At 57.8% G+C, this 22126-nt stretch carries 20 protein-coding genes and 1 pseudogene; 9 read left to right on the top strand and 12 right to left on the bottom strand.

From position 1 onward, the window contains the following. The first annotated feature begins 172 nt into the window (after positions 1-172). Positions 173-1687 carry a trimethylamine methyltransferase family protein gene (locus tag ACZ1HJ_RS14685; RefSeq protein WP_472719403.1) on the top strand — a complete coding sequence of 505 codons (1515 nt, stop codon included), beginning with the start codon at positions 173-175 and terminating at the stop codon, positions 1685-1687. A gap of 6 nt (positions 1688-1693) precedes the next feature. Here ACZ1HJ_RS14685 and ACZ1HJ_RS14690 read toward each other — a convergent pair whose 3' ends face one another. The 3 genes from ACZ1HJ_RS14690 to ACZ1HJ_RS14700 form a co-directional block, all read right to left on the bottom strand. Continuing rightward, positions 1694-2665, bottom strand: a complete 972-nt coding sequence (locus ACZ1HJ_RS14690) for a LysR family transcriptional regulator (RefSeq protein ID WP_472719404.1) — start codon at positions 2663-2665, stop codon at positions 1694-1696. Positions 2666-2743: 78 nt separating this feature from the next. Next, entirely contained in the window at positions 2744-5302 is a 2559-nt protein-coding gene (locus ACZ1HJ_RS14695; protein WP_472719405.1) for a hybrid sensor histidine kinase/response regulator, read from the bottom strand. 32 nt (positions 5303-5334) lie between these two features. Continuing rightward, positions 5335-5844 carry a putative pterin-binding protein gene (locus ACZ1HJ_RS14700; RefSeq protein WP_472719406.1) on the bottom strand — a complete coding sequence of 170 codons (510 nt, stop codon included), beginning with the start codon at positions 5842-5844 and terminating at the stop codon, positions 5335-5337. 212 nt (positions 5845-6056) lie between these two features. On the opposite strand from ACZ1HJ_RS14700, the gene ACZ1HJ_RS14705 reads away from it, so the two are divergent. Together ACZ1HJ_RS14705 and ACZ1HJ_RS14710 are read left to right on the top strand one after the other, a co-directional pair. Next, the gene (locus tag ACZ1HJ_RS14705) at positions 6057-6662 is read left to right on the top strand and encodes a response regulator (protein WP_472719407.1); all 606 of its coding nucleotides are present in this window, start codon (positions 6057-6059) and stop codon (positions 6660-6662) included. Between the two features lie 101 nt (positions 6663-6763). Beyond that, positions 6764-7891 carry a hypothetical protein gene (locus ACZ1HJ_RS14710; protein ID WP_472719408.1) on the top strand — a complete coding sequence of 376 codons (1128 nt, stop codon included), beginning with the start codon at positions 6764-6766 and terminating at the stop codon, positions 7889-7891. A 410-nt stretch (positions 7892-8301) separates the two neighbouring features. Here ACZ1HJ_RS14710 and ACZ1HJ_RS14715 read toward each other — a convergent pair whose 3' ends face one another. From ACZ1HJ_RS14715 to ACZ1HJ_RS14730, 4 genes are all read right to left on the bottom strand, one after another. Continuing rightward, a complete protein-coding gene (locus ACZ1HJ_RS14715) occupies positions 8302-8967 on the bottom strand; it encodes a hypothetical protein (RefSeq protein WP_472719409.1) in 666 nt (221 codons plus the stop codon). A 575-nt stretch (positions 8968-9542) separates the two neighbouring features. Further along, positions 9543-10604, bottom strand: coding sequence for a methyltetrahydrofolate cobalamin methyltransferase (locus tag ACZ1HJ_RS14720; RefSeq protein WP_472719410.1), 1062 nt, complete (start codon positions 10602-10604; stop codon positions 9543-9545). Positions 10605-10607: 3 nt separating this feature from the next. Beyond that, positions 10608-11540, bottom strand: coding sequence for a methylenetetrahydrofolate reductase (locus tag ACZ1HJ_RS14725; RefSeq protein WP_472722218.1), 933 nt, complete (start codon positions 11538-11540; stop codon positions 10608-10610). 26 nt (positions 11541-11566) lie between these two features. After that, positions 11567-11863 (bottom strand): virulence factor, encoded by a 297-nt coding sequence (locus ACZ1HJ_RS14730; protein ID WP_472719411.1) that lies wholly within the window; start codon positions 11861-11863, stop codon positions 11567-11569. 237 nt (positions 11864-12100) lie between these two features. Between ACZ1HJ_RS14730 and ACZ1HJ_RS14735 the strand changes: the two genes are divergently transcribed. Both ACZ1HJ_RS14735 and ACZ1HJ_RS14740 read left to right on the top strand, forming a co-directional pair. Continuing rightward, a complete protein-coding gene (locus ACZ1HJ_RS14735; protein ID WP_472719412.1) occupies positions 12101-13213 on the top strand; it encodes a Ppx/GppA phosphatase family protein in 1113 nt (370 codons plus the stop codon). After that, a complete protein-coding gene (locus ACZ1HJ_RS14740) occupies positions 13213-13929 on the top strand; it encodes an RlmE family RNA methyltransferase (protein WP_472719413.1) in 717 nt (238 codons plus the stop codon). The genes ACZ1HJ_RS14735 and ACZ1HJ_RS14740 overlap by 1 nt, the downstream gene beginning before the upstream one ends. 2 nt (positions 13930-13931) lie before the next feature. On the opposite strand, the gene ACZ1HJ_RS14745 is transcribed toward ACZ1HJ_RS14740, so the two are convergent. From ACZ1HJ_RS14745 to ACZ1HJ_RS14755, 3 genes are all read right to left on the bottom strand, one after another. Next, on the bottom strand, positions 13932-14129 hold the full coding sequence (locus ACZ1HJ_RS14745; protein ID WP_472719414.1) for a hypothetical protein: 198 nt from the start codon (positions 14127-14129) through the stop codon (positions 13932-13934). A 232-nt stretch (positions 14130-14361) separates the two neighbouring features. Further along, a complete protein-coding gene (locus tag ACZ1HJ_RS14750; RefSeq protein WP_472719415.1) occupies positions 14362-14475 on the bottom strand; it encodes an entericidin EcnA/B family protein in 114 nt (37 codons plus the stop codon). A 33-nt stretch (positions 14476-14508) separates the two neighbouring features. Continuing rightward, complete coding sequence (locus ACZ1HJ_RS14755; protein ID WP_472719416.1) at positions 14509-16335, bottom strand: extracellular solute-binding protein; 1827 nt, start codon at positions 16333-16335, stop codon at positions 14509-14511. 271 nt (positions 16336-16606) lie between these two features. Between ACZ1HJ_RS14755 and ACZ1HJ_RS14760 the strand changes: the two genes are divergently transcribed. Together ACZ1HJ_RS14760 and ACZ1HJ_RS14765 are read left to right on the top strand one after the other, a co-directional pair. Further along, positions 16607-17380 carry a 3-hydroxybutyrate dehydrogenase gene (locus ACZ1HJ_RS14760; RefSeq protein ID WP_472719417.1) on the top strand — a complete coding sequence of 258 codons (774 nt, stop codon included), beginning with the start codon at positions 16607-16609 and terminating at the stop codon, positions 17378-17380. A 92-nt stretch (positions 17381-17472) separates the two neighbouring features. Further along, positions 17473-18494, top strand: a pseudogene (locus ACZ1HJ_RS14765) (patatin-like phospholipase family protein). Here the strand turns inward: ACZ1HJ_RS14765 and ACZ1HJ_RS14770 are convergent. After that, positions 18491-19183 (bottom strand): DUF502 domain-containing protein, encoded by a 693-nt coding sequence (locus tag ACZ1HJ_RS14770; protein ID WP_472719418.1) that lies wholly within the window; start codon positions 19181-19183, stop codon positions 18491-18493. The pseudogene ACZ1HJ_RS14765 and the gene ACZ1HJ_RS14770 overlap by 4 nt on opposite strands. Positions 19184-19290: 107 nt before the next feature. Beyond that, positions 19291-20214: a pseudouridine-5'-phosphate glycosidase gene (locus ACZ1HJ_RS14775; protein ID WP_472719419.1), complete on the bottom strand. Its 924-nt coding sequence runs from the start codon at positions 20212-20214 to the stop codon at positions 19291-19293. Between the two features lie 310 nt (positions 20215-20524). Between ACZ1HJ_RS14775 and ACZ1HJ_RS14780 the strand changes: the two genes are divergently transcribed. Beyond that, positions 20525-21490 (top strand): homocysteine S-methyltransferase family protein, encoded by a 966-nt coding sequence (locus ACZ1HJ_RS14780; protein WP_472719420.1) that lies wholly within the window; start codon positions 20525-20527, stop codon positions 21488-21490. Further along, positions 21480-22082, top strand: coding sequence for a GNAT family N-acetyltransferase (locus tag ACZ1HJ_RS14785; RefSeq protein ID WP_472719421.1), 603 nt, complete (start codon positions 21480-21482; stop codon positions 22080-22082). Before ACZ1HJ_RS14780 ends, ACZ1HJ_RS14785 begins: the two co-directional genes overlap by 11 nt. Positions 22083-22126 lie beyond the last annotated feature (44 nt).

The following is a 22126-nucleotide window of genomic DNA, read 5'->3' on the forward strand; positions in this document are numbered from 1 at the left end:
GGCAAAGGAAATGGCGCAGGCGTCAATGGGTCATGGCGTTTATTCGAATTTATCGAACATGAAATTCGATATATGGTTAGGGCTGCAATTCTTCTTGCCCAAAGCGCCCCGATGGCCCTCCATTACCGGCAGTGTAGACACCGTTCCCGCACATGCCCGATAGAGAGTAGACATGCCACCACGCCGCAGATCAGGACGCGAAGAACGCATGGCGCAACGCGCGGCAGGACCGCCGTCCAATCCAGCACCGCCGGGGCAGGTCGGCGGGCATTACAAACCCCTGACACCGGATGAGATGCGCGAGATTTTTGACACGGCGCTGCGGCTCTTGTCTGAACTCGGCATGGGTGAAGTCCCCGACCGGTTGGCGGACATATTGATCGCAGCGGGCGCCACGAAACTGGGTGCAGACCGGATCAGCCTGTCGCCCGATCTGGTTCAGGATTGCATCACCAAAGCCGCAAAGAGCTTTACCTTTCATGGCCGTGATCCGGCACGGTCGATCACTGTTGGTGGCCAGACCGTTCATTTTGGCACCGGCGGGGCGGCGGTCCAGGTTCTTGACCTCGAAACCGGACTTTACCGCGCGGCAAACCTCCGGGATCTGCATGATTTCACCCGCCTGCAAGACACGCTTGCCAATGTCAGCTGGTTCACCCGCTGCTGCATCGCGACGGATATGGCGGAGCCTTATGATTTGGACGCCAACACCGCCTATGCGCTGATGAAGAATACAACCAAACCTGTGGCAACGGCCTTTACCGAAGCGCAGTTTGTGGCGCCGATTGTTGAAATGTTTGATATCGCAGCCGGTGGAAAAGGGGCCTTTGCTGCGCGCCCGTTCGTTAAGGCCCATATCAGCCCGGTGATCTCCCCCATGCGGTTCGGCGAAGACGCGGTGGAGGTGACGTTTGAATGCCTCAAGCACAATATTCCCGTCTCCTGCATCACCGCCGCGCAGGCCGGGGCCACAGCACCCGCCACAATGGCGGGGTTTCTGGCGCAGTCTTTGGCGGAAACACTGGCCAGCCTTGTGATGGTCAATGTGATCAAACCGGGTCACCCAATGGTCTTTTCCAACTGGCCCTTGGTGATTGACCTGCGCACCGGCGCCTTTGCTGGCGGCGGCGGTGAAAGCGCGCTTTTGAACGCGGCATCCGCGCAACTGTCGAATTGGCTGGGATTGCCGTCAGGCGTGGCCGCCTCAATGAGCGATGCCAAGGCGATCGACGCACAATACGGCGTTGAAAAGGGGCTCACGTCGCTTGCCGCAGCCTTGGCCGGCGGCAACCTGATCTATGAAAGCTCGGGGATGACGGCCTCGCTTCTGGGGGCAAGTTTTGAGGCCTTTATCCTTGACGATGAAATGCACGCGGCAACCTACCGGGTCCTGCGCGGCGTTGAGGTCAGTGCGGAAAATCTGGGCTTTGACGCGATCTGCGAGGCGGTTTTGGGCGAAGGGCATTTTCTGGGTGGCGCGCAGACCATGGCCGCGATGGAGCGCGATTACGTCTATCCCGGGCTGGCCGATCGTGACACCCCCAAGACGTGGCAAGACAACGGTGCACCGGACGCGTGGCAAAGCGCCCGCCTGAAGGCGCAGGATGTTCTGGCCAACCACCATCCAACCTACCTCAGTGATGCTCAGGATGTGGCCATCCGCAAACGTTTTGATATCCGGATCTAGGCGCTGTCAGCCGGGCCTTTCTGACAGGCAAAACTGATCTGTCAGCCACGGCATTTGGGCGATGGTAGGCTCTATCGCCCTGGTCTGGAACTGTTGCCGCAGGGTGGCGATGATCGTCGGGGTGGCAGCGTGGTCATGCGGCTCTGGCGTGAACACGGACAAGGTACGGGAGAAGCCCTTGCCGGGGAAAGGTACCAGACGCAATTGCCGGTGAAACCGCCGCGCGCGGGCATAACATGCCGGTGTGGTGATCGCCCAGCCACAACCTTCGGCCACCATGTTCATGATCGACTGATTGCTCTCGAATTCGAACCGGTTGGGCAATGCAATCCGCAACCGGCGCAGCTGCGCTTCGATCAGATGCCCGATGATGTGGCTGTGGGAGTAGCGCATCAAGGGCAGGTCGCTCGATCCGTTCAGGTAATCATCCGGTGCGAGCGTGCTATCGCGCGGAACGGCCAACACAAAAGGATCGCGCAACAAAGGCGTTTCGATCAATCCCGCCTGCGCGAACTGAGGTTGGGTTGCGACGCCGATGTCAATCTCCTGACGCCGCAACAGATTGAGAATTTCGTGGCTGGGGCGCGTCAGATGTCGAAACCGGCAATCCGGCATATGCGCCAACAGGATGCGGGCAAGCTCCGGTCCAATTTCGCTGTCGAAATCTTCGACCAGGGCCAGTGTCAGATTGCGCGTGTCAGTCAAGGTACCGGATTGCGCCTCAACCTCGGCCAGACGCAAATGACGCATCGCCTCATCCACGTGACGCAGGAAATTTGCACCCGCCGGTGTCACCGGCATCGGCCGCCGCGTGTGATCAAAAAGCGCGGTGCCAAGGGTTTCTTCCAATCGGGACACATGATGTGACACGGTGCTGATAGACAGGCCGGCCTGATCCGCCGCGTCCTGAACGGACCCGTTGCGCGCCACCAGTTGAAACACTTCCAACCATTTCAAACTGATCTGGGATTTCTTCATGATTTCGCCGCGCATTGACTTGATGTTCTCAAATCAGACATTCGATCAAATCAAATGTAAAGCGCTGAGATCTGAGGATCAGGCCGCGTCCCGGCGCGTGTCGATTTCATCCAGAGTATCCCGCCAAAGCGCAGGAAGCTCTGACAAAGCCGCGTCCAGGCCAGCATCGTCCTGAGTCAACACAGCCGTTTCCGCACGGCTGAGAACGGATTGCAGCGCAAAGGCCCCGAAAGTGGCCGCAGAGCCCGCAAATTGGTGCAATTCATGGGCAAAGGTCGCATCGCGCGCAGTGTGTTCAACATCCAGCGTGTCGATAAAGAGATCGCCCTGTTCCTTGAATTGCTGCAACACGCGGGCAAAGTTCGTCGCGGGCAAGACCGCGCAAAGCTGGTCCAGGACTTTGCTGTCGACGCCAGATTGCCGCAACGCCGGTTTACGCTCGCGCACGGACCCACCTGCGAGAATTTCCCGAAGCATTCTGCGGCGCAATGGTTTGGTGCAAATGGCGTCGATTTCGATGCCCTGGAACCGCGCGTTATGTTCGGGGCGGTAATAGGCGGTCAAGGCAATGATCCGGCTTTTGGCAGACGCGCCAGTACCCCGCCTGATTTCACGTGTGGCTTCGATCCCGTCGACACCCGGCATGTTGATATCCATCAGGATCAGATCAAACCGCCGTTCGGCTGCGGCGGCGATCGCGTCGGCCCCGTTGGTGGTGACCACAACGTCATGGCCATCCTTGATCAGCATTTCCTGCAGGACAAACCGGCTGGTGTCATTGTCTTCGGCCACCAACACGCTGCACGGTCCGGCATCCGGTTCAAGCGCGGTTGGGACAGAGGTGCCCAACGCTGCTTCTTGCGCTCGGGGCAGGGGGATGCGCACCCAAAAGAGGCTGCCTTCACCCCGTTCACTTTCAACCCCGATTGTGCCGCCCATCAGGCGCACCAGATGTCGCGCGATGCCCAGTCCAAGACCTGTTCCTTCCGCGGTGCTTTGATCTTCGATGCGGACGTAGTCGGAGAACACAAGGTCCATATTTTCGTCGTCTATGCCGATCCCGGTATCCGAAATCTGAAACTCGACTGTATCATATAGACGACCACGCGGCGCCTCGGGGGAGCCAAGACGCGTGGCCTCGATGGTGATCTGACCATCGCAGGTGAATTTGATCGCATTGGAAAGCAGGTTCAAAAGCACCTGATGCAGGCGGTTTTCGTCACCGGTGGCCAGACCAAGGGGCTCGGCCGGCTGGACATAGGTGATCTCATTGCCCTGGGCTTCCGCAAGGGTGTGCTGGCTCTGGATCAACCGTTCCAGAAGCGCGTCCAGATCAAACCGGTCACTGTCCAGGCTCAGACGACCGCCATCGGCTTGCGTGACGTCCAGCGCATCGTTGATCTGATTGAGCACAAGCTGACCGGAAGTTTGCATGATTTGCGTATACCGCGCCTGTTCCGGGGTTAGCTTGGTGTCGTCCAAGAGGTCAAGCGCGCCCAGTATGCCATTGAGCGGGGTCCGCATTTCGTGGCTGATCATGCCCAGAAAACGCGCCTTGGCCCGTTCCCCGGCCAGCGCCTTGTCACGCGCGGCTTGAATTTCGGCCTCGGTCGCGATCCGCAACGAGATGTCACGCACGAAACAGACACACACCTCGTCCCCGGAGCGCTGCGCCATGTTCGCCGATAGCTCCACCGGAAACGTTTGCCCGTTCTTGTCGCGCGCGCTGATCCGCGTGCCCAGGTCAGCGCCGCCCGTACAGGATGCGATCAGCATATCCCCGGTGATCGGCGTCGGCCGATCTTCATTATCAAGCTGGAACATGAAATCGGACACGAACACCTGTGTGCGCCCATCATGGGGCAGTCCAAACGTGTCGTCCGCCACGCGGTTCCCTTCGAGGATCAATCCACTGGGGCAGACAACCAGCATCCCGTCCTGCGATGTGTTGATGATCGTGGCCAGCCGGTTCAAGGTTGTCCGGTTTTGCATCGCACGGCGGCGGTACCGGATATAAAGCTGCCAAAAGAGCGCCAGCAGAGACAGCAATGTTGCCAGCAAAAACAGGCTGAGCACCACAAGCTGCAACAGTTTGCCAGTGAGACCCGTCCGCTGCGCCTCACGCCGGGAAACATCATAGGCGATGCCGATGCTGGACAGCCGAATGATGGGCGTGCTCAGCTCTTCGGCCTGCGCCAAAAGTTGTTCTTTGCCGGCAAAAACATCTTCATCCGCGCCATCGATCAATGTGGCCTGATCGCGAATGCCTTGCCTTATCTGGGTTACAACCTCCCGGGCGCGGTCACTGCTGAGGGCCTCCTGATAGGTCCGGGCATTGGCCAGAATACCAACCCGGTTATACATCACATCAAACCGCGTCCGCATCGCAGCAAGACTGCCTTCATCCGCAGGATCAAGACGCTCAATCGCGTTGATGTATTTGGCGTGTTCCACCTCCAGCTTGGCCACTGTCCACTGGATGTTGTCCGTATAGGCCGTGCGATAATCCTGCAGGGTCCAGAACACCTGCGCGGTCAAAAACGCCGTGGCAAGAAAACACAGAAAGGCAGCCCCGCTCAGCCCTATCAACTGCGAGCGGCGCGCCATCAACCGTCGGATCATCTTGCGGGGTGTCACAAAGCTCCCCTTTTCCGTGCAACTTTTGCTTGCTACCGCGAAATGACCATTCGGTCCAGTTGCCAGATGCTGCGGGAATAGATTGTTTCTGTCCGGTAAACCGCATCAGAATCGTAATCATAGACTAGCCACAACGGCCCCTTGTCGCGCGGGGTCATTGGCTCACCGTTGAGCATATACGCAATCATCGCGCCTTTGTTGGTCGGATCATCGACGGGCAGGGTGATCGCATAATCATTGATCGCAACCATCTCGATCATGCCCTCATCCGCCCCGACGGATTCGAGCACCGTATTCAGCGACACACCGATGAAGGATTGCATCCCGTCGGTCCAATTGGTCGTGGTTTCAAATTCCGTGATCGGCATCGCCGTCAGATCGGTCATGGTCAATTCAGTGACCACCGGGTCCGCGTCATCCGCGCCCGGCATTTCGATCGTTAACAACACGCTGTCATCATCGGCCGCATGGGCAACCGACAGATATGAGAACACCAGCAGCGCTGCGAGCGCCACGATCGAAACAACGTTGAACCTGATCATCACAAACGCTTTTCCCCAGAAACTTACCCTGTACTGAACACCAGTTTACCCGGCCAACACCATCCCCCTATGCAATTGGATAGTCAGCGGGTATTATCAAGATGCAAAGACGGATTTAGCTTGCATCCTTTTTAACTCATTATATGCACCGTTTTATGGCCGGGTAAGAAAAGGCATAGACCGCCTGACCCATCAACGCTGAGAGACGCCACATGCAAAAGTTGCTGCTTGCAGATGATCACGATCTGGTCCGTGAGACCGTCGCGGATTTTCTGCGCTTGCAGGGCGGCTTTCAGGTCTCGACCGCGCAGACGCTGGACGAAGCATTGGGCGTGGCACAGCGGGCAGGGCCCTTCGATCTGGTGATGCTGGATTATTCGATGCCCGGTATGGACGCGCTGTCCGGACTGGCCCGGATGCGTGGGCAGGCGGGGTGCCCTGTGGCGATCCTTTCGGGCACCGCCACCCCGGACGTGGCACGCCGCGCCCTGTCATCCGGCGCCGCTGGTTTCCTGCCCAAGACACTGGCACCGCAATCGCTGGTCAGTGCGGTGCGGCATATCCTGTCCGGCGAGGTGTACATGCCGCTGGAATTTCTCAACGCCGAGGGTAATCCCAAGGCGGAGGTCAATCTGACGGCGCGCGAACGCGATGTCCTCAAGGGCATCACCGAGGGCAAATCCAACAAGGAAATCGCCCGAGATCTGGATATCCAGGAAGTGACCGTAAAATTGCACGTGAAAACCCTGTCGCGCAAATTGGGCGCGCGCAACCGGACCCACGCGGCCATGCTGGGCCGTGACCAGGGGTTGATGTAGGCCAGATATCCGAGAGACGCCTTTTGGTGTGCGACCCCCGAACAAAGGCTTGAAACAGGGATCAGACGCGTAGAGACTGACCAAAATTCAAGGTCATTTACATGCGTTCATATTTCTCTTTCGGGCTGCTCCTTTCCGTCCTTCTTGCCTTCCCTCTGCGCGCGGCACATGCCCAAATAGGTCCTGAGTTCTGCACGCAAGAGCAGCACGTTGCATTGCAAACGGCGCTCTACGACTATGCCGAGGACTCGCCAGAGGCCGCGGCGCTTCTGGCGGCAATTGAATTGCGCAGTGGCCAGTTTGACCAGGGTGTTGCCATCGCAAGAAATCAGGCCGGTTTGGATGCGGGCGAAGTCGCCTGGCTGGTCTATCAAACAAAGCCAAGCCGTCTATCTGAAATGGTCAACGGTAGAAAGGACCTTCAGGCGTTGCCAGTCTTGCAGCGCAATTTGATCGACATCGAATTGAGTGTGCAGAAGGACACCAGGGGCGCGCGGGGCGCGTTGAGAGAACTATTGCAACAGGAATGGACGACAGAGCGTGCGCAGGAACTCTATTTCATTACCGCAGCGTTGCTTCGGGCCAGATTTCTCGGTGGTGAGCAGCTCACAGAGGAGCTCGAACGCCTTGCCCGCAAGGAAAATCGCCTTGGGGTTTATCTGCGCGCGCTTGAATCGCAGCGACATATTGGTGCCTTGCGGAATGCAGATTCCGAGGGGGTTATACGATTTGCAGCCGGGCTTGATGGTGAAACCAAAAATCAATTTGCATGGCATTATTTTGCTAAAGCGCTGAATAACCGTCAATTTTCTGATGCCGAAAGGCTGGCACGGGCCATCGATGATCCCGTGGGACGCAGCGTTGCACTGATGGCAATTGCCACGGATGTTCGCAATCACGACCCGGCCTCCGCGTCGCGGTTGAAAGCGGAAACCGAAGCCGAGTTTGCCGCGACGGAGATCAAGGAATATTCAGTTAAACAGCTGTGGACCGTTGCCAAAGAAATGATGGTGTCCGGCGAACGGAGCAATCTGATGCGCCTTTACGGCAGGCTGGCACCCGAAAGAAAAGAGCGCGGTGACAGTTTTGATGAGCTCTTTTTTACCGTGGGCGGAACGCTCGGGCTCTGCGGTGGCGCCATGCTGGCCAATCATATTGAAGAACCTTCTGTGGCGTCGTTTCGAGCGGTCTTGCGAGTTTACGAGGCAAGCCTTTGGGTATTGGAGTGACATCGGGCGGGACAGAGCTTTGCATTCTGCGCCGCGTAAAAACCTTTGATCGGGTACCGACACGCAACACCGCGTACGGTTTTCATCAAAAAAAACCCCTCAGGTTATGCAGGGCCTTTGAAAATCATCGGTTTGAAATTACGCGCGCAACCGGACCCAAGCGACAATGCTGGGCCGTGACCAGGGGTTGATGTAAACGGGTTCTCTAGGCTCCGACGCTTGGTGTGTGGACTTACCGAGTTGCACTTGATTTCGAAAATCACACGACCCGGGTGGATGCGCACGTCATACAAGATCAAGCAAGTTTGACACAGACCTGATTAAGCGGGTTTCGACGCATTTAGAGGATGCACAAAAAAAGCCCGGCGCATTTGACACGCCGGGCTCTTTTAGCTGTACGTTGTTTGGGATTAGCTGGCGCGCCGCGCGCGAAGCCGGAGAACACCGCCCAAACCCAATGCCGTCAGCAACAGGGGAAGACCTGCAGGCAAAGGAATGTTGCCACCTGTGGAATCGTCATCGTCGACACCACATTTCGAGTCAAAGCCAGAGGCCGGCTCGGACGTGGTTCCGCTGAAACTGGAGACCACGCAGTCCAATCTCACCTGTGCAGACGTCGCCGCACTAAACTGGATTTTAGTGATGTCCTGAAACCCCAGTACAGATGTCAGATCGGCCACGTAACCGGTGTTTTTCACCAGGCTTCCAGCTGGCGTTCCGTCTACGTAATTGGACACGTTTCCGAACAGCGCACCGAGATGGAACGTCACGGAACCCGTCTGCCCACCTGCGTCAAATGCGGTCGCGGTGATCGCGTTTGATGATCCTGTTCCCTTGCCGGTCAACAGGAAGTAGAAAGAATCCAGTGAGAAGATCCCGTCACCTGTCAGACGCGTCATCATTGGTAAAACGCCTTGCTTACCTTCGATCAGGCAGCTGCCATTGCCGCCCGAAACCGAGTCAGCACACTGAGATGAGGATTGAAAGTTGGTCGGCGTGAAGTGGAAGTTGCCGTCAGCCGTGGTGTAGCTTTTGGCGCCGTTGTTTGTATCATCGAAGTGGATCAACTGTGTCACAGTGGATGCATTCGCCGCCGCACCAAACGCCACCAAAGCAGCCGCGCCGATAAGACTTTTAAGTATATTCATAATGTCACCTTTAAAACTGCGTCAGTCTAGCTGACGTTTCGATTGAACTGCCGCCTCCTCCCCCGCAGAAGGTGTCCATCGATACTACAGACGGCAAACCCGCCTTATTTTTGTCACAATTCAAATCCCACCCAAAATGAAATTAACCTTTTGCAAGGTTTTTGCATGCGGTGATTGCATTTTGCTACTTGACCGAGAACTTCTGGACGCTGGCCTTAGTGGTTTTTGACAAAAGACATCTCGAAAACGAATCGATCTTAACGATGTTTTGCAGAATTTAAGGCGTCACAAATCACAAAATCTGACCGGTTCGTGATCAGCAAAAGCACAGAAAGCTTACCGAAATTCAGGGGAAAAATCGCTATTTGGCATGAATTCCAAGAGAGTTTCGTCGTGGCATCTTGTCTGAACTTGTGCTGTTCAGAAAACCGCCGCGTACAAAAAAGACCCATTTCCAAATCAAGAAAATGGGTCTTCTTTCTGGACAACGGACAGGTCGGACCTCAGGCCCGGCGTCTGCGTCCACCTGATCGGCCACCACGTCCGCGGCCTTCTTCACCGGCTTTGGGCGGTGCCTTGTTGAACCGGATCCAGTTGCCGCCATGCGGGTCATTGTTGGTCAGGAAGTTGGCGGCCATGATCGCCTCCATTTCCTTGCCCGCCTTCGGCTTGGTCGAACCCAGACCAAAGAGCTGGCAGAAGGTTTCTTCATCCATGTCTTCCGGGATCACCAGACCGGCCGCGGCGATGGCCTCTTTCTTGGCCGCAATCTCGGCCTGTTTCACAGGCAGGGCGATCGGGTTCATGATCGCTGATGTCATGCCGGCCCCCATGGCCATCGGCAAAAACGCGTTGTTGATACCGTGACGGTTGGGCAAACCGAAGGAGATGTTCGAGGCACCGCATGTGGTGTTCACGCCCAGCTCTTCGCGCAGTTTGCGCACGAGGGTGAAGACCTGCTGTCCGGCGGTCGCCATCGCGCCGATGGGCATGACCAGCGGATCGACCACGATGTCATGGGCCGGGATGCCAAAATCAGCCGCGCGCTCCACGATCTTCTTGGCCACGGCAAAGCGTACATCGGGATCTTCGGAAATGCCGGTGTCGTCATTGGAAATCGCCACGACGGGAACGTTGAATTTCTTGACCAGCGGCAGAACCAGCTCCAACCGGTCTTCTTCGCCGGTGACCGAGTTCAGGAGCGGACGGCCTTCGGCGGCCTCAAGACCAGCCTCGAGCGCGCCGGGTACTGAGCTGTCGATGCAAAGTGGTGTGTCGACGAGCGCCTGCACCATGTTCACAACTTTGGTCATTAAAGGCGGCTCAGTCTCATTCGGGTTGGGGTTCGAGTTGTAAACCACGCCCGCATTGATATCGAGGATCGTCGCACCCGCTTCGGCCTGCGCAACGGCATCAGCTTCGACGGTCGAAAAATCGCCCGCTTCCAGCTCGGAAGCCAATTTCTTGCGGCCCGTGGGGTTGATCCGTTCCCCGATCACGCAGAACGGTTCGTCAAACCCGATGACGGCGGTCTTGGTTTTGCTTTCGACGATTGTACGGGTCATTTTTTATCCTTGCTGGTTGGCGGGCACGGTTGACGCACCGCCGTTTTCAATCGCCCAGGTGGCGTTGGTTTTGATGCCACCCAACGGGAAGAAGTGGACGTTGGTAATGTTGAAATCCGGGTTCGCGGCCTTGTGCGCGGCCAGGTCGGCCAGAACCTCTGTCGGCTCATAGGGCAGCAACAGTTTGGTCACATCCATCGCGCGCTTTTGCAGCACCTTGAGGGACGGGCCCACACCGCAGGCGATGGCGAACTTGATCAATGTCTGCAGCTTGGCCGGGCCCGCGATGCCGATATGGACGGGCAGGGTGATGCCTGCTGCGGTCAGCTCATCCACCCATTTGATGATCGGCTTGGCGTCAAAGGCAAATTGCGTGGCCAGCGCCATTTCGGCATCCGATGTCTCGGAAAACGCCTGTTTCCAGCGCAACGCCTCTTCGACATTGTGCATGCCACCATCGGGATCGATGTCTTTGTTGCCCTCGGGGTGACCGGCCACATGCAGGCGCTTGAAGCCCGCCTTGCCAAACTCGCCGCTTTCCAGAAGCTGCATGGAGCTGTGGTATTCGCCATGGGGTTTGGTCACACCACCGGCCAGCAAAAGCGCCTGATCCACGCCCGCTTCGCCCTGATAGCGCGCGATCCAATCGGCAAGCGTGGCCTGATCCTTGATGATACGGGCCGGAAAATGCGGCATCACGGGATATCCCTCATCCGCGATGCGCTTGGCGGTCGCGACCATGTCCTCGATGGGCGTGCCTTCGATATGGGCAACATAAACGCAGGTGCCTGCGGGCAGCAGGGCGCGGAAGTCCTCGACCTTCTCGGCGGTGCGCGGCATCACCTCGATCGAGTAATCCTTCAAAAACGCCTCAACCTGACCATTGACCGGGGCAGAGCCCGTGGTTTCACGCTTGCGGAAGTTCAACAAAGCCATCGCGGCCTCCCATAAAGATCGTGGGCTCATGCCCAACCATCATTGGCAATCAGGGCCTTGATCCGGTCCTGATCGTATTCTGCATCCAGCCGGGCCGCTTCGGCCTCGACCACTTCGGCGGCATCGCCCTCTACCTGATAGGGGGCGGCCTTGCGCCACTCGGCCAGGTAATCATCCGTGCTTTTGGCGTTCACCTTCATGGCGGCGCGGTCAATGGCCTGCTCGAACCGTTCGGGCAGCTGCTTTTTCGCGCCCCGTCGGCCTTTGCCGACGATGACCTGCGCGGGAATGTCCCGCCAAAATACGACCGTGACGTCAACCATGGCTGATTCCTCTTTGCCCAGTTGTCTTTCTCTAATGCAGCGTTGCCCGCGCCCGTCATACAATTTCGACAGATCACGTTCTGCGAGCGACGTCGCGATCATAACCTAGTGCGCCAGTGCCGTGCACCCCGGGGAATTGCGAAAATCATTCAAGTTAATGATCGATCTCACGAAAGCTTGCGTGCAGGCGATTAACGACTTACTTTGAAGGTAACTTGAAATGGAGGGCGTTTCGTTATGACGCCCAAGCGTCCCGAAGGTGCGGGCGCGGTCCCGAAAACGGTAGAGAGCCCCGCACTGAGCTCGCCCGGTCCCGCCACTCTATACGCGGCGCTGGATCTGGGAACAAACAGCTGTCGTATGCTGATTGCCCAACCGCAGGGCAGTCAGTTTGTTGTCGTGGACAGCTTCTCCAAATCCGTACAATTGGGCGCCGGGCTGGAGCGATCAGGGCGGCTGTCCCGCTCCTCGATTTATCGCACCATTCAGGCGCTGCGGGTCTGCCAGCAAAAACTCAAGCGTCACAAGGTCAAACGTATGCGTCTGGTGGCGACTGAGGCCTGCAGACGCGCCAGCAACGGGGCGGAATTCATGGCCCGCGTGCGGCGCGAAACCGGTCTTCAGCTCGACATCATCAAACCGCAGGAAGAGGCGCAACTGGCCGTCGTGTCCTGCGCCCCGCTGGTCAGCCGCACCACCGATCAATTGCTGGTGGTGGATATCGGCGGCGGCTCGACCGAGTTGGTTTGGATTGACCTTACGGGCGTGCCGGCCAGCGAACGGCCCAAATCCATCATGCGGATGCATACGGGTTTTCATGACCCCGAGGCGCGCCATGGTGCCGCCAAGGTCGTGGACTGGATCAGCGTGCCGCTTGGGGTGGCCACGCTACGCGACCAATTCAGCGATGTTGAGGATGACAGCGCGCGGTTTGCCCTCATGAGCTGGTTTTTCGAAGAAAATCTTGCGGAATTTGCGCCATACAAAAACGAACCGCCCCGCGAAGGGTTCCAGATCGTGGGCACCAGCGGCACGGTCACAACCGTCGCGGCCAGCCATCTGGGTCTCAAACGTTACGACCGCAACAAGGTGGACGGGCTACGCATGACCAGTGATGAGATCGACAAGGTGATCCGGGGCTACCTTGCCCTTGGTCCCGCAGGGCGGCGGCGCGATCCGCGCATTGGGCTGGACCGTCAGGCGCTGATCATGTCGGGCGCGGCGATTTTGCAGGCGCTGTTGCGCTGTTGGCCGACGGACAGGCTTTCGGTGGCGGATCGGGGCCTGCGCGAAGGGATGCTTTATGCGCAAATGTCCGAAGACGGCGTTTTAGCGGACGGGGGTGAGTGATGGCAAAAGGACCGGACGGCAAAAACACATCGGGGCGCGGGCAGCGCGATCTGACAGTTAAGGTTAAAACCGCACGCGGGCGGCGCGCCTCATCCACGCGGTGGCTGCAAAGGCAGCTCAATGACCCCTATGTCAAGCGTGCGCAGAACGAAGGCTACCGGGGCAGGGCGGCCTTTAAGATCATGGAATTGGACGATAAATTCCGGTTCCTTGTGCCCGGAGCGCGGGTGGTTGACCTGGGCTGTGCGCCGGGCGGATGGTGCCAGGTGGCCGTGCCGCGGGTGAACGCATTGGGCGAAAAATCCGGCAAGGCCGTGGGACGGATCATCGGGATTGACCTGCAGGACGTTGAGCCACTGGCGGGATGCGAATTCCACCTGCTCGACTTTTTGGACGAAGGGGCCGACGACAAGGTCAAGGAGTGGCTGGGTGGACAGGCGGATGTGGTGATGTCGGACATGGCCGCATCTTCTTCCGGGCATAAGCAAACCGATCACCTGAAGATCATGGCGCTGTGCGAAACGGCGGCCTATTTCGCGTTTGACGTATTGGAAGAGGGCGGCACCTTTGTGTCCAAGGTTCTGGCCGGCGGCGCCGAAGGGGAATTGCAAAAGATCCTCAAGCAGCGGTTCACGAAAGTGGCGAATGTCAAACCGCCATCATCTCGCTCAGACAGTTCAGAGAAATTTGTTGTAGCGACAGGCTTTAGAGGGTAATCCTAACCTAAATGCCCGGATGATCCCTCGGGCACAAGAGACCGGTTCGCGCGCTGCAAGAACACCTGCATGTCTGTTATGCTGACATTGTTTTTCTGGGGCGCGCAAAAGGGGTCCGCCTGCCGGACATTGTCCTGACGGATCAATTCGAACAATCGGGCGTGACGCGCCGCGTTCTGATTTTGCGAAGGCCGCTCCATGCGAATCCCCTGACAGACATCTCACGACAGGATGCGGGCTCAAGTTTGACATTCGCTTAAGGCGCATTTCGCGCGGGCATAGGGCAAATTGGTGGCAAGACGGCCGGGCGAGCCCTTGGCGCCAACAAAGGCAACCGCGCTATATGGAGCTAATTTTGTTGCAGGCGCCGAACACAGGACGACCATGTCCGGGCTTTGCCCGGATCATATCACCTGGGGTCACACCGCCAGGTTAAAACCAGTTCTGAATACCACGCGCCGCGCCGGAAATATCACGTCCGACACCATCCACCGTCGCACAGCCTGCCAGCAATGCGATCAGAGCGATCGAAATCAATCGTTTCATGGGTTTTGCCTCGTTTTGTCGTCTGCTCGTTTTTTATTCTTCGTTGAACCACCAAACTTCGGGCAGAAAATGAACCCCGTCGCCGTAGATTGGCAGTGTGTCTTTTGGATACGATAACTCCGATTTGTGGGCAATACGGCCCACGGCATATTGATGAATAGGGATGACATATCGGCCACTGGTCAAAACCCGGTCCAGCGCACGCGTGGCGGCGATAAAATCGTCGCGGGTCTGGGATTTCAGCATCGCCTCGATCATGGCCTCCGCCGCGGGGGATTTCATCCCCATCAGGTTTCGGCCACCTGTCTGGTCTGCCGCGTCACTGCCCCAATAAAAGAGCTGCTCATTCCCGGGGCTAAGCGACAGGGCACGCCGGAAAAACGCCAGATCGAAATCATAAACCGCCTCGCGTTCGCCGTATTGCGCCTTGTCCGTGCTTTCAATTGTCAGCTCGATCCCCAGCCGGTCCAGCGCCCGGGCATAGATATCCATGATCGCCGTCGCCTGTTGGATCAGACCGTCCTGTTGCAGCAAAACAGTTAACCGCAGCGGTTTGCCCGCGGCGTCCTTCAACACACCGTCCTGCACGGTCCACCCGGCATCGGCCAAAAGGGCGACGGCCTTGCGGATATTACCGCGGTTGCGTTTGCTGCCATCACCTTGGGGCAGGGTATAACCCTCCAGCGTGTCCGGTGGCAGATCGGCGGCCAAAGGCGTCAACAGATCACGCACCTTGCCCTGTGCTGGCCCGGGCTGCATTGACAGTTCCGAGCCCGAAAAGTAGGACGTGATGCGCGGTTGCCGCCCGCCGGTCAAGGTGTCGTTGATAAACTCGAAATTGAACGCGTGGATCAAGGCATCGCGCACGCGGATATCATCCAGCGGCGCATTACGGGTGTTCATCACAAAACCGGTCATGCCGGAGGGCTTCTGGTGCGGGATTTCTGACAGTGTAATCTCGCCGCGCGTCACAGCCGGGAAATCATATTGCGTGGCCCAACGCTCGGCGTTGAATTCGCGGATGTACGACACCGCACCACCCTTGAAAGCCTCATTGAGGACCGTGTTGTCACCGTAGAATTCAATCTTGATCTCATCGAAATTGGCAATGCCCCGGCGCAGTGGCAGATCCTTGCCCCAATAATCCGGGTTGCGGCGCAGCACCACGTTGCGGCCAATCTCATAGCTGGCGATCATGTAAGGCGCGCTGCCGATGGGGAAATCATCGATGCCAGCGCTGGCGAAATCGATATCATCCCATTGGGCTTTTTGCAGGATCGGACGCAACCCCGCCACCAATGCCAGTTCGCGATCGCTTTCGTTGAAGGTCATGCGGACGCTGCGTGGACCGGTTGCCTCAATCGTTTCGATCTTGTTCCAGACACCGCGATACCGCCCATGCCCTTGCGTGCCCAATGTCTGGTATGACCAGATCACATCCTCCACAGTCACCGGGCTGCCATCGGAAAATTTTGCCTCCGGGCGCAGGGTGAATTCGACCCATTCGCGATTCGGGCCGGTCTCCACCGATTCGGCCAGCAGCCCGTAGAGCGAAAACGGCTCATCATAGGAGCGGCCCATCAGGGTCTCGTGGGTGAGGAACCGCAATTGCCAGGGCGAGGTGCCTTTGACCGTAAACGGATTGAGCGAATCGAAGCTGCCGACATTGCCCGTGACCACGCGACCGCCCTTGGGCGCATCGGGGTTGGCATAGGGCAGAGACACAAAATCAGGTGGTAGGGCAGGATCACCATACATAGCTATGCCATGGCTGGGTTCTGAATGCGCGGGCTGCACAGCAGAAAACGCCAAAAAAGCCGCCGCCAACGCACCGCCGACGTGGAAAAAATCTGATCTCATTTTGGCAACAATCCTGCTCGAACCTTGTTTATCTACTCCTGAAGTTAAATAGGGATTCATGTCTTTTCAAACTTTTAGCTTGGATGAGAGCATCAGATTGCTTATAAGAGGATTACTGCTCGATAGGTTTCTTGCCTGTATGAAACCTGCCTCAATAACTTAACGCCCGCTTCGTGCGGGCGTTTTTTTTGGCAAACTTGTGACCGGGTTCCCCCTGCACTTTGCAGTTGCAGCATGTTATGCAACCGCCAACATAACAGGAGTGCTGCACATGACGCTGTCGGGGAAAACCGCAATCATCACTGGATCCAACTCGGGCATCGGCCTGGGGGTCGCCAAGGAGCTGGCCAAGGCCGGCGCGGACGTGGTGCTGAATTCATTCACCGATTCGGAAGAAGACCACGCCCTTGCCGCCGAAATCGGGCGCGAACACGGCGTGACCGCGCGCTACATTCAGGGCGATATGTCCAAGGGCGATCAGTGCCGGGCGCTGATCGAACAGGCCGGGGCCTGCGACATCCTGGTGAACAACGCGGGCATTCAGCATGTGGCCGCGATTGATCAGTTTCCAACGGATAAGTGGGACGCGATCATCGCGATCAATATGTCATCGGCGTTTCATACCACGGCGGCGGCCCTGCCGATGATGCGCAAGGCCGGGTGGGGCAGGGTGATCAACATCGCCTCGGCCCATGGTCTGCGCGCCAGCCCATTCAAGTCAGCCTATGTGACGGCCAAACACGGCGTGGTTGGCATGACAAAAGTGGTGGCGCTGGAAACCGCGAAGGATCCGATTACCTGCAACGCGATCTGTCCCGGGTACGTTCTGACACCGATGGTCGAGGCGCAGATCCCGGATACGGCCAAAGAATACGGAATTTCGGAAGATGAGGCGGTTGAGAAGGTGATCCTGCTCAAACAGCCGTCAAAAGAGTTTGTCACAGTAGAACAGCTGACCGGCATCGCGCTCTTCTTGTGTTCTGATGCGGCGGCGCAGATCACCGGCACGCAGATCACTGCCGATGGCGGGTGGACGGCGCAGTAGAATGATAGTGCGCTGATGGCGTCCGATCAGGGCGGGACGCGATAGGCCCGCCCCCGACGTCAACCGATCACGCAAAACAGTGAGGGCGACCCATGGTGAAACCGAAGCGCATCAATCTGGCTCTGCAGGGCGGAGGCGCGCATGGGGCGTTTACCTGGGGGTTCTGGACCGGTTGCTTGAAGACGACCGCCTGGAGGTGGCCGGCATTTCCGGCACGTCGGCGGGGGCGCTCAATGGGGCGGCGTTCAAGGCCGGGTGGTTGGCCAATGGCCGCGACGGCGCCCGTGAAAACCTCGATTGGTTGTGGCATCGCATCGGGGCGGTGCAGGACATGCGCATGCCGTCCTGGATGGCCGGTTTCTGGCCGTCAACGGCGGCATTCAGTGACGCGCTCCAACTATCCTGGCCGTTTGCCGTAACCGATACGATGACCCGGATGGTGTCGCCCTATGCCTACGGTCCGTTCTACGCCAATCCGCTGCGGCCCGTGATGGATCATTTCCACTATGACAAGGTCTGCGCGGATCATGGCCCGGCGCTTTTTGTCGGCGCCACGAACGTGCATACCGGCAAAATACGTGTGTTTCAGGGGGACGAAATCAGCGGTGATGCGCTGTTGGCCTCGGCCTGCCTGCCAACCTTGTTTCAGGCGGTCGAAATTGAAGGCGATCACTACTGGGATGGTGGCTATACCGGTAACCCCGCACTTTTCCCGCTCTTTGCGCCGGACCTGCCTGATGACATTGTCGTGGTCAACATCAACCCTCTGGATCGCGCCGAAGTGCCCAAGGCACCCCATGAAATTCAAAACCGCATCAATGAAATCAGCTTCAATTCATCGCTCCTGCGTGAACTGCGCGCGATCAATTTTGTTCAGCGCCTGATTGCTGACGGAACGGTTCCGGACGGGGCCATGAAACGCGTGTTGGTGCATATGATCGCGGATGATGACCTGATGCGCGATCTTTCGGTGGCCACGAAACTGCTGCCCAACCCCTATCTATTGGGGCGTCTGAAAGAGGCCGGGCGCGCGGCGGCCGATACCTTTTTGACGGATCACTTTGATGATCTGAACAAGTCCAGCACAACCGATCTGGAAGATATGTTCGGTTAGGCCTGACCGCCGATGCCGTTTTCTTCGCCGTTCTGACCCGGATAGACAAGGCCTGCCGAAATCACCAGCTTGGCAGCGTCCTCGATCGACATCTCAAGCTCGATCACATCCTCTTTCGGCACAAAGAGCAGAAAACCAGATGTCGGGTTCGGCGTGGTGGGCAGGAAGATACTCAACATCTCATCCGCGGTTTCAGGGTGGTCAGCAACCTCACCCTTGGCGGTGGTCGAGATAAAGCCAATGGCCCAGATGCCCTTGCGCGGATACTGGATCATGCAGGCTTTCTCAAAACTACGCTCGGACTGGGCAAAGACCGTCTCGGAAATCTGTTTGATGCCCGAATAGATCGTGCGCACCACCGGCATGCGTTCAACCAGTGTTTCGGCATAGGCAATCAGGGAACGACCGATCAGACCCTTGGCGATCCACCCGACAAAAATCGTGAAAATCAGGAAGATGATGACGCCAACGCCGCGCAGGTTGATACCGATATACTTTTCAGGATTGAAATTATACGGCACCAGCGGCAGCACAAAGCCGTCCACAAACCCGATCAGCGACCACATGAACCAGATCGTCAGACCCACAGGCGCGATGACGACCAGCCCCGTCAGGAAACTGGCCCGCAATCCCGAAAACATGCGCGGCTTTTTCGGTTGTGGCGGTTCTTCGTCGAAGGGTGTGTTCATCTAACCATCAGACATTTGGGCTCGTGCGGTATCTAAGCAGGATTCCGCCAAGCGACAATGGGTGATTGGAAGAGAAAGTAACAGAAATCAAGTGATTGGACGGGGAATTACAACTCGGCGTTGTCACTTGTGGCGATTTCGGTGGCAATTTCAGCGGCCAAACGGGCGTTGTTGAGAATAAGGGCGATATTGGCCTCGAGGGACCGGCCTGAGGTCAATTCGTGTATCCGGCCCAAAAGATACGGTGTAAGCGCCTTACCCATGATCCCCGCGGCATCCGCCTCCTGTGTCGCCTTTTCAATCATCGGCTCCAGGACTGAGGCCGGAATTTCAGCCTCCTGCGGGATGGGATTGGCCACCAATTGCCCACCGGGTAGGCCCAGTTGGCCCCGCATAAGGTGGGCCGCCGCTATGTCACGGGCGCTGTTCATACGTATCGGCGCGGGCAGGGCAGAGCTTGCAGACCAGAAGGCGGGAAAGCTGTCCTGACAATAAACAATGACCGGAACGCCAAGCGTTTCCAGCTGTTCCAGTGTCTTGGGCAAATCAAGAATGGCCTTGGCCCCGGCGCTGACCACGCTGACCGGGGTATGGGCCAGTTCGTAAAGGTCCGCAGAAATATCAAAGCTGGTTTCAGCCCCGCGATGCACACCGCCAATCCCGCCAGTCGCAAAGGTGGCAATACCGGCCAGATGCGCGGCGATCATCGTGGCCGCCACGGTTGTGGAGCCGGTGTCACCCTGAGCCATGCAAACGGCCAGGTCAGCCCGGCTGAGCTTGGCCGCGTTTCTTTCTTGCGCCAGACCTTCAAGCTCGGCGTCGCTTAACCCCACGTGCAGCCGCCCGTTCAACACAGCGATGGTGGCAGACGTCGCACCGGCGGCTCGCACCGCAGCCTCGACCTTGCGCGCTGTCTCCAGATTGTCCGGGTAGGGCATCCCGTGCGTGATGATTGTACTTTCCAGCGCCACAATCGGCTCGCCATTGCGCTGTGCCGTTTTGATAGGTGGGGAAAGGGTCATTGCATCCATGCGCCAACAATGCCGCGTTCCCGCAAGGCGCGCAATCTATTGCAAAGCCGTCGCGACGCGCCCATGGTGATGTGCCGTGCCAGACCAAGACGTCGAATGGTGTACGTCGCGGAACGCGAGTAGGGCGCCCAAAAGGTAGGGATTTCCTGACCTGCACATTCTCTTCGGATGTCGCTATGAGGTCCGGCGCCGCACTCATTTGCGGCCATAATCCCGGTGACGGCGTGGTGCCGACCTCATTCAAGGTCAATTGTTTGAGCCGCGCAATAACCAAAAGACCCGAATGTATTTTGATTAGGAACACTGTAAAATGTCCGCACATTCCAAAAGCAATTTTGATGCCCTGCTGGCGACCAAAACCCCATTTCTGACGGATGGCGGGCTGGAGACGACGCTGGTGTTTCACCACGGTATGGACTTGCCCGCCTTTGCGGCCTTTCCACTGCTAAAAACCGAAAATGGCACGCTGACACTTCGGGATTATCTGGAACAGTATTTGTCGATCGCTGAGGCCAATGGCACCGGTTTCGTGCTCGACACGCCAACATGGCGGGCCAGTCAACGATGGGCGGATGCCACGGGATGTTCGCCCGAGGAGATAGACCGCATCAATGAAAAGGCGGTGGAATTCGGCCAGCAAATCGCCTCTGACTGGCGGGCGCGCAATGTGCCGGTGGTGGTCAATGGCGTGGTCGGTCCGTACGGTGATGGATATGCTCCAGACGACGTGTTAAGCGTGCCGGAGGCGCAGGCCTACCACGCGCGCCAGATCAACTGCTTTGCGAAGGCGGGCGCGGATATGGTCACCGCGGCCACCATGACCAACGCGGACGAAGCCATCGGGGTGGCCTTGGCGGCGAAGGCTGCAAACCTGCCTTGTGTGATTTCATTCACCGTGGAAACCGATGGTAAATTGCCCACAGGACAGACCGTGGCAGATGCAATCGCGGATGTAGATACGGCCACCAACGTCTCGCCGATCTACTTCATGATCAACTGCGCGCATCCCGATCATTACTCTGCCATTCTGGACGGCGCCGGGTGGACCGGCCGGTTGGGTGGCATGCGATCAAATGCCAGCCGGATGAGCCATGAAGAGTTGGACAATGCCGAAGAATTGGATGACGGGAACCCCGAAGAATTTGGCCAACTACATGCGGGCATGATCCGCAACTTGCCCGGCATCAAGGTTCTGGGAGGGTGTTGCGGCACGGATCATCGCCATGTCCACGCGCTTGGCGAAACATGTTTGGGAGGGCACTTCGATGCCAATTAATGAGACAAAAGTGATGGAGCGAATTTCACTCCGCCACGCGGTTCAGGATGATGCATTGGCCCTGCGCCGTGTGTTCGAACTGGCCAGTGAAGGTCTTGCCCCTTGGGTTTGGCAGAAATCTGCAACCCCCGATGTAAACGCGGATCAAATTGGCCTCGCGCGGATGTACGACAAGATTGCCAATGCCACGCCCGGTACGATCATCATGGCAGAGGTCGCGGAGCAGACCGTCGGTGGCGTCGTGACCTATGATATCGGCGATGAGCCCGACGCAATCGAGGCGGACACGCCACCCGTTTTCGTGCCCCTGATTGAGCTTGAGAACATGGCCCCGCGCACCCATTACGTGAATGCGTTGGCCGTCTTCCCAGAGTTTCAGGGCAGGGGGATCGGCCGCCGCTTGTTGCAGGCCGCTCTTGCGCGTCAGGGTCAGAACGGCATGAGCCTGATTGCAGAAGACCACAATCCGATCGCACTTGGGCTTTATGCAAGCGAAGGCTATGTCGAAACCGCACGGCGTCCGATCGTGCCCGCCAACGGGCTGACATTTCCCGGTCAGAACTGGATCCTGCTGGTTCGGCCACCGCAATAGGCTTCAACGCATGAATTAGCCCTTGCCATGGGGGGTATGATCCT

The sequence above is a fragment of the Roseovarius sp. JB2-10 genome, from assembly GCF_055693585.1.

Bases quoted from the DNA above. Each gene is read 5' to 3' on its own strand.
- ACZ1HJ_RS14685 (WP_472719403.1), top strand. From the start codon at position 173: ATGCCACCACGCCGCAGATCAGGACGCGAAGAACGCATGGCGCAACGC.
- ACZ1HJ_RS14730 (WP_472719411.1), bottom strand. From the start codon at position 11,863: ATGGTTGACGTCACGGTCGTATTTTGGCGGGACATTCCCGCGCAGGTC.
- ACZ1HJ_RS14770 (WP_472719418.1), bottom strand. From the start codon at position 19,183: ATGAACACACCCTTCGACGAAGAACCGCCACAACCGAAAAAGCCGCGC.
- ACZ1HJ_RS14775 (WP_472719419.1), bottom strand. From the start codon at position 20,214: ATGGATGCAATGACCCTTTCCCCACCTATCAAAACGGCACAGCGCAAT.
- ACZ1HJ_RS14720 (WP_472719410.1), bottom strand. From the start codon at position 10,604: ATGACCCGTACAATCGTCGAAAGCAAAACCAAGACCGCCGTCATCGGG.
- ACZ1HJ_RS14780 (WP_472719420.1), top strand. From the start codon at position 20,525: ATGTCCGCACATTCCAAAAGCAATTTTGATGCCCTGCTGGCGACCAAA.
- ACZ1HJ_RS14785 (WP_472719421.1), top strand. From the start codon at position 21,480: ATGCCAATTAATGAGACAAAAGTGATGGAGCGAATTTCACTCCGCCAC.
- ACZ1HJ_RS14710 (WP_472719408.1), top strand. From the start codon at position 6,764: ATGCGTTCATATTTCTCTTTCGGGCTGCTCCTTTCCGTCCTTCTTGCC.
- ACZ1HJ_RS14735 (WP_472719412.1), top strand. From the start codon at position 12,101: ATGACGCCCAAGCGTCCCGAAGGTGCGGGCGCGGTCCCGAAAACGGTA.
- ACZ1HJ_RS14750 (WP_472719415.1), bottom strand. From the start codon at position 14,475: ATGAAACGATTGATTTCGATCGCTCTGATCGCATTGCTGGCAGGCTGT.
- ACZ1HJ_RS14690 (WP_472719404.1), bottom strand. From the start codon at position 2,665: ATGAAGAAATCCCAGATCAGTTTGAAATGGTTGGAAGTGTTTCAACTG.
- ACZ1HJ_RS14745 (WP_472719414.1), bottom strand. From the start codon at position 14,129: ATGGAGCGGCCTTCGCAAAATCAGAACGCGGCGCGTCACGCCCGATTG.
- ACZ1HJ_RS14700 (WP_472719406.1), bottom strand. From the start codon at position 5,844: ATGATCAGGTTCAACGTTGTTTCGATCGTGGCGCTCGCAGCGCTGCTG.
- ACZ1HJ_RS14725 (WP_472722218.1), bottom strand. From the start codon at position 11,540: ATGGCTTTGTTGAACTTCCGCAAGCGTGAAACCACGGGCTCTGCCCCG.
- ACZ1HJ_RS14760 (WP_472719417.1), top strand. From the start codon at position 16,607: ATGACGCTGTCGGGGAAAACCGCAATCATCACTGGATCCAACTCGGGC.
- ACZ1HJ_RS14705 (WP_472719407.1), top strand. From the start codon at position 6,057: ATGCAAAAGTTGCTGCTTGCAGATGATCACGATCTGGTCCGTGAGACC.
- ACZ1HJ_RS14740 (WP_472719413.1), top strand. From the start codon at position 13,213: ATGGCAAAAGGACCGGACGGCAAAAACACATCGGGGCGCGGGCAGCGC.
- ACZ1HJ_RS14755 (WP_472719416.1), bottom strand. From the start codon at position 16,335: ATGAGATCAGATTTTTTCCACGTCGGCGGTGCGTTGGCGGCGGCTTTT.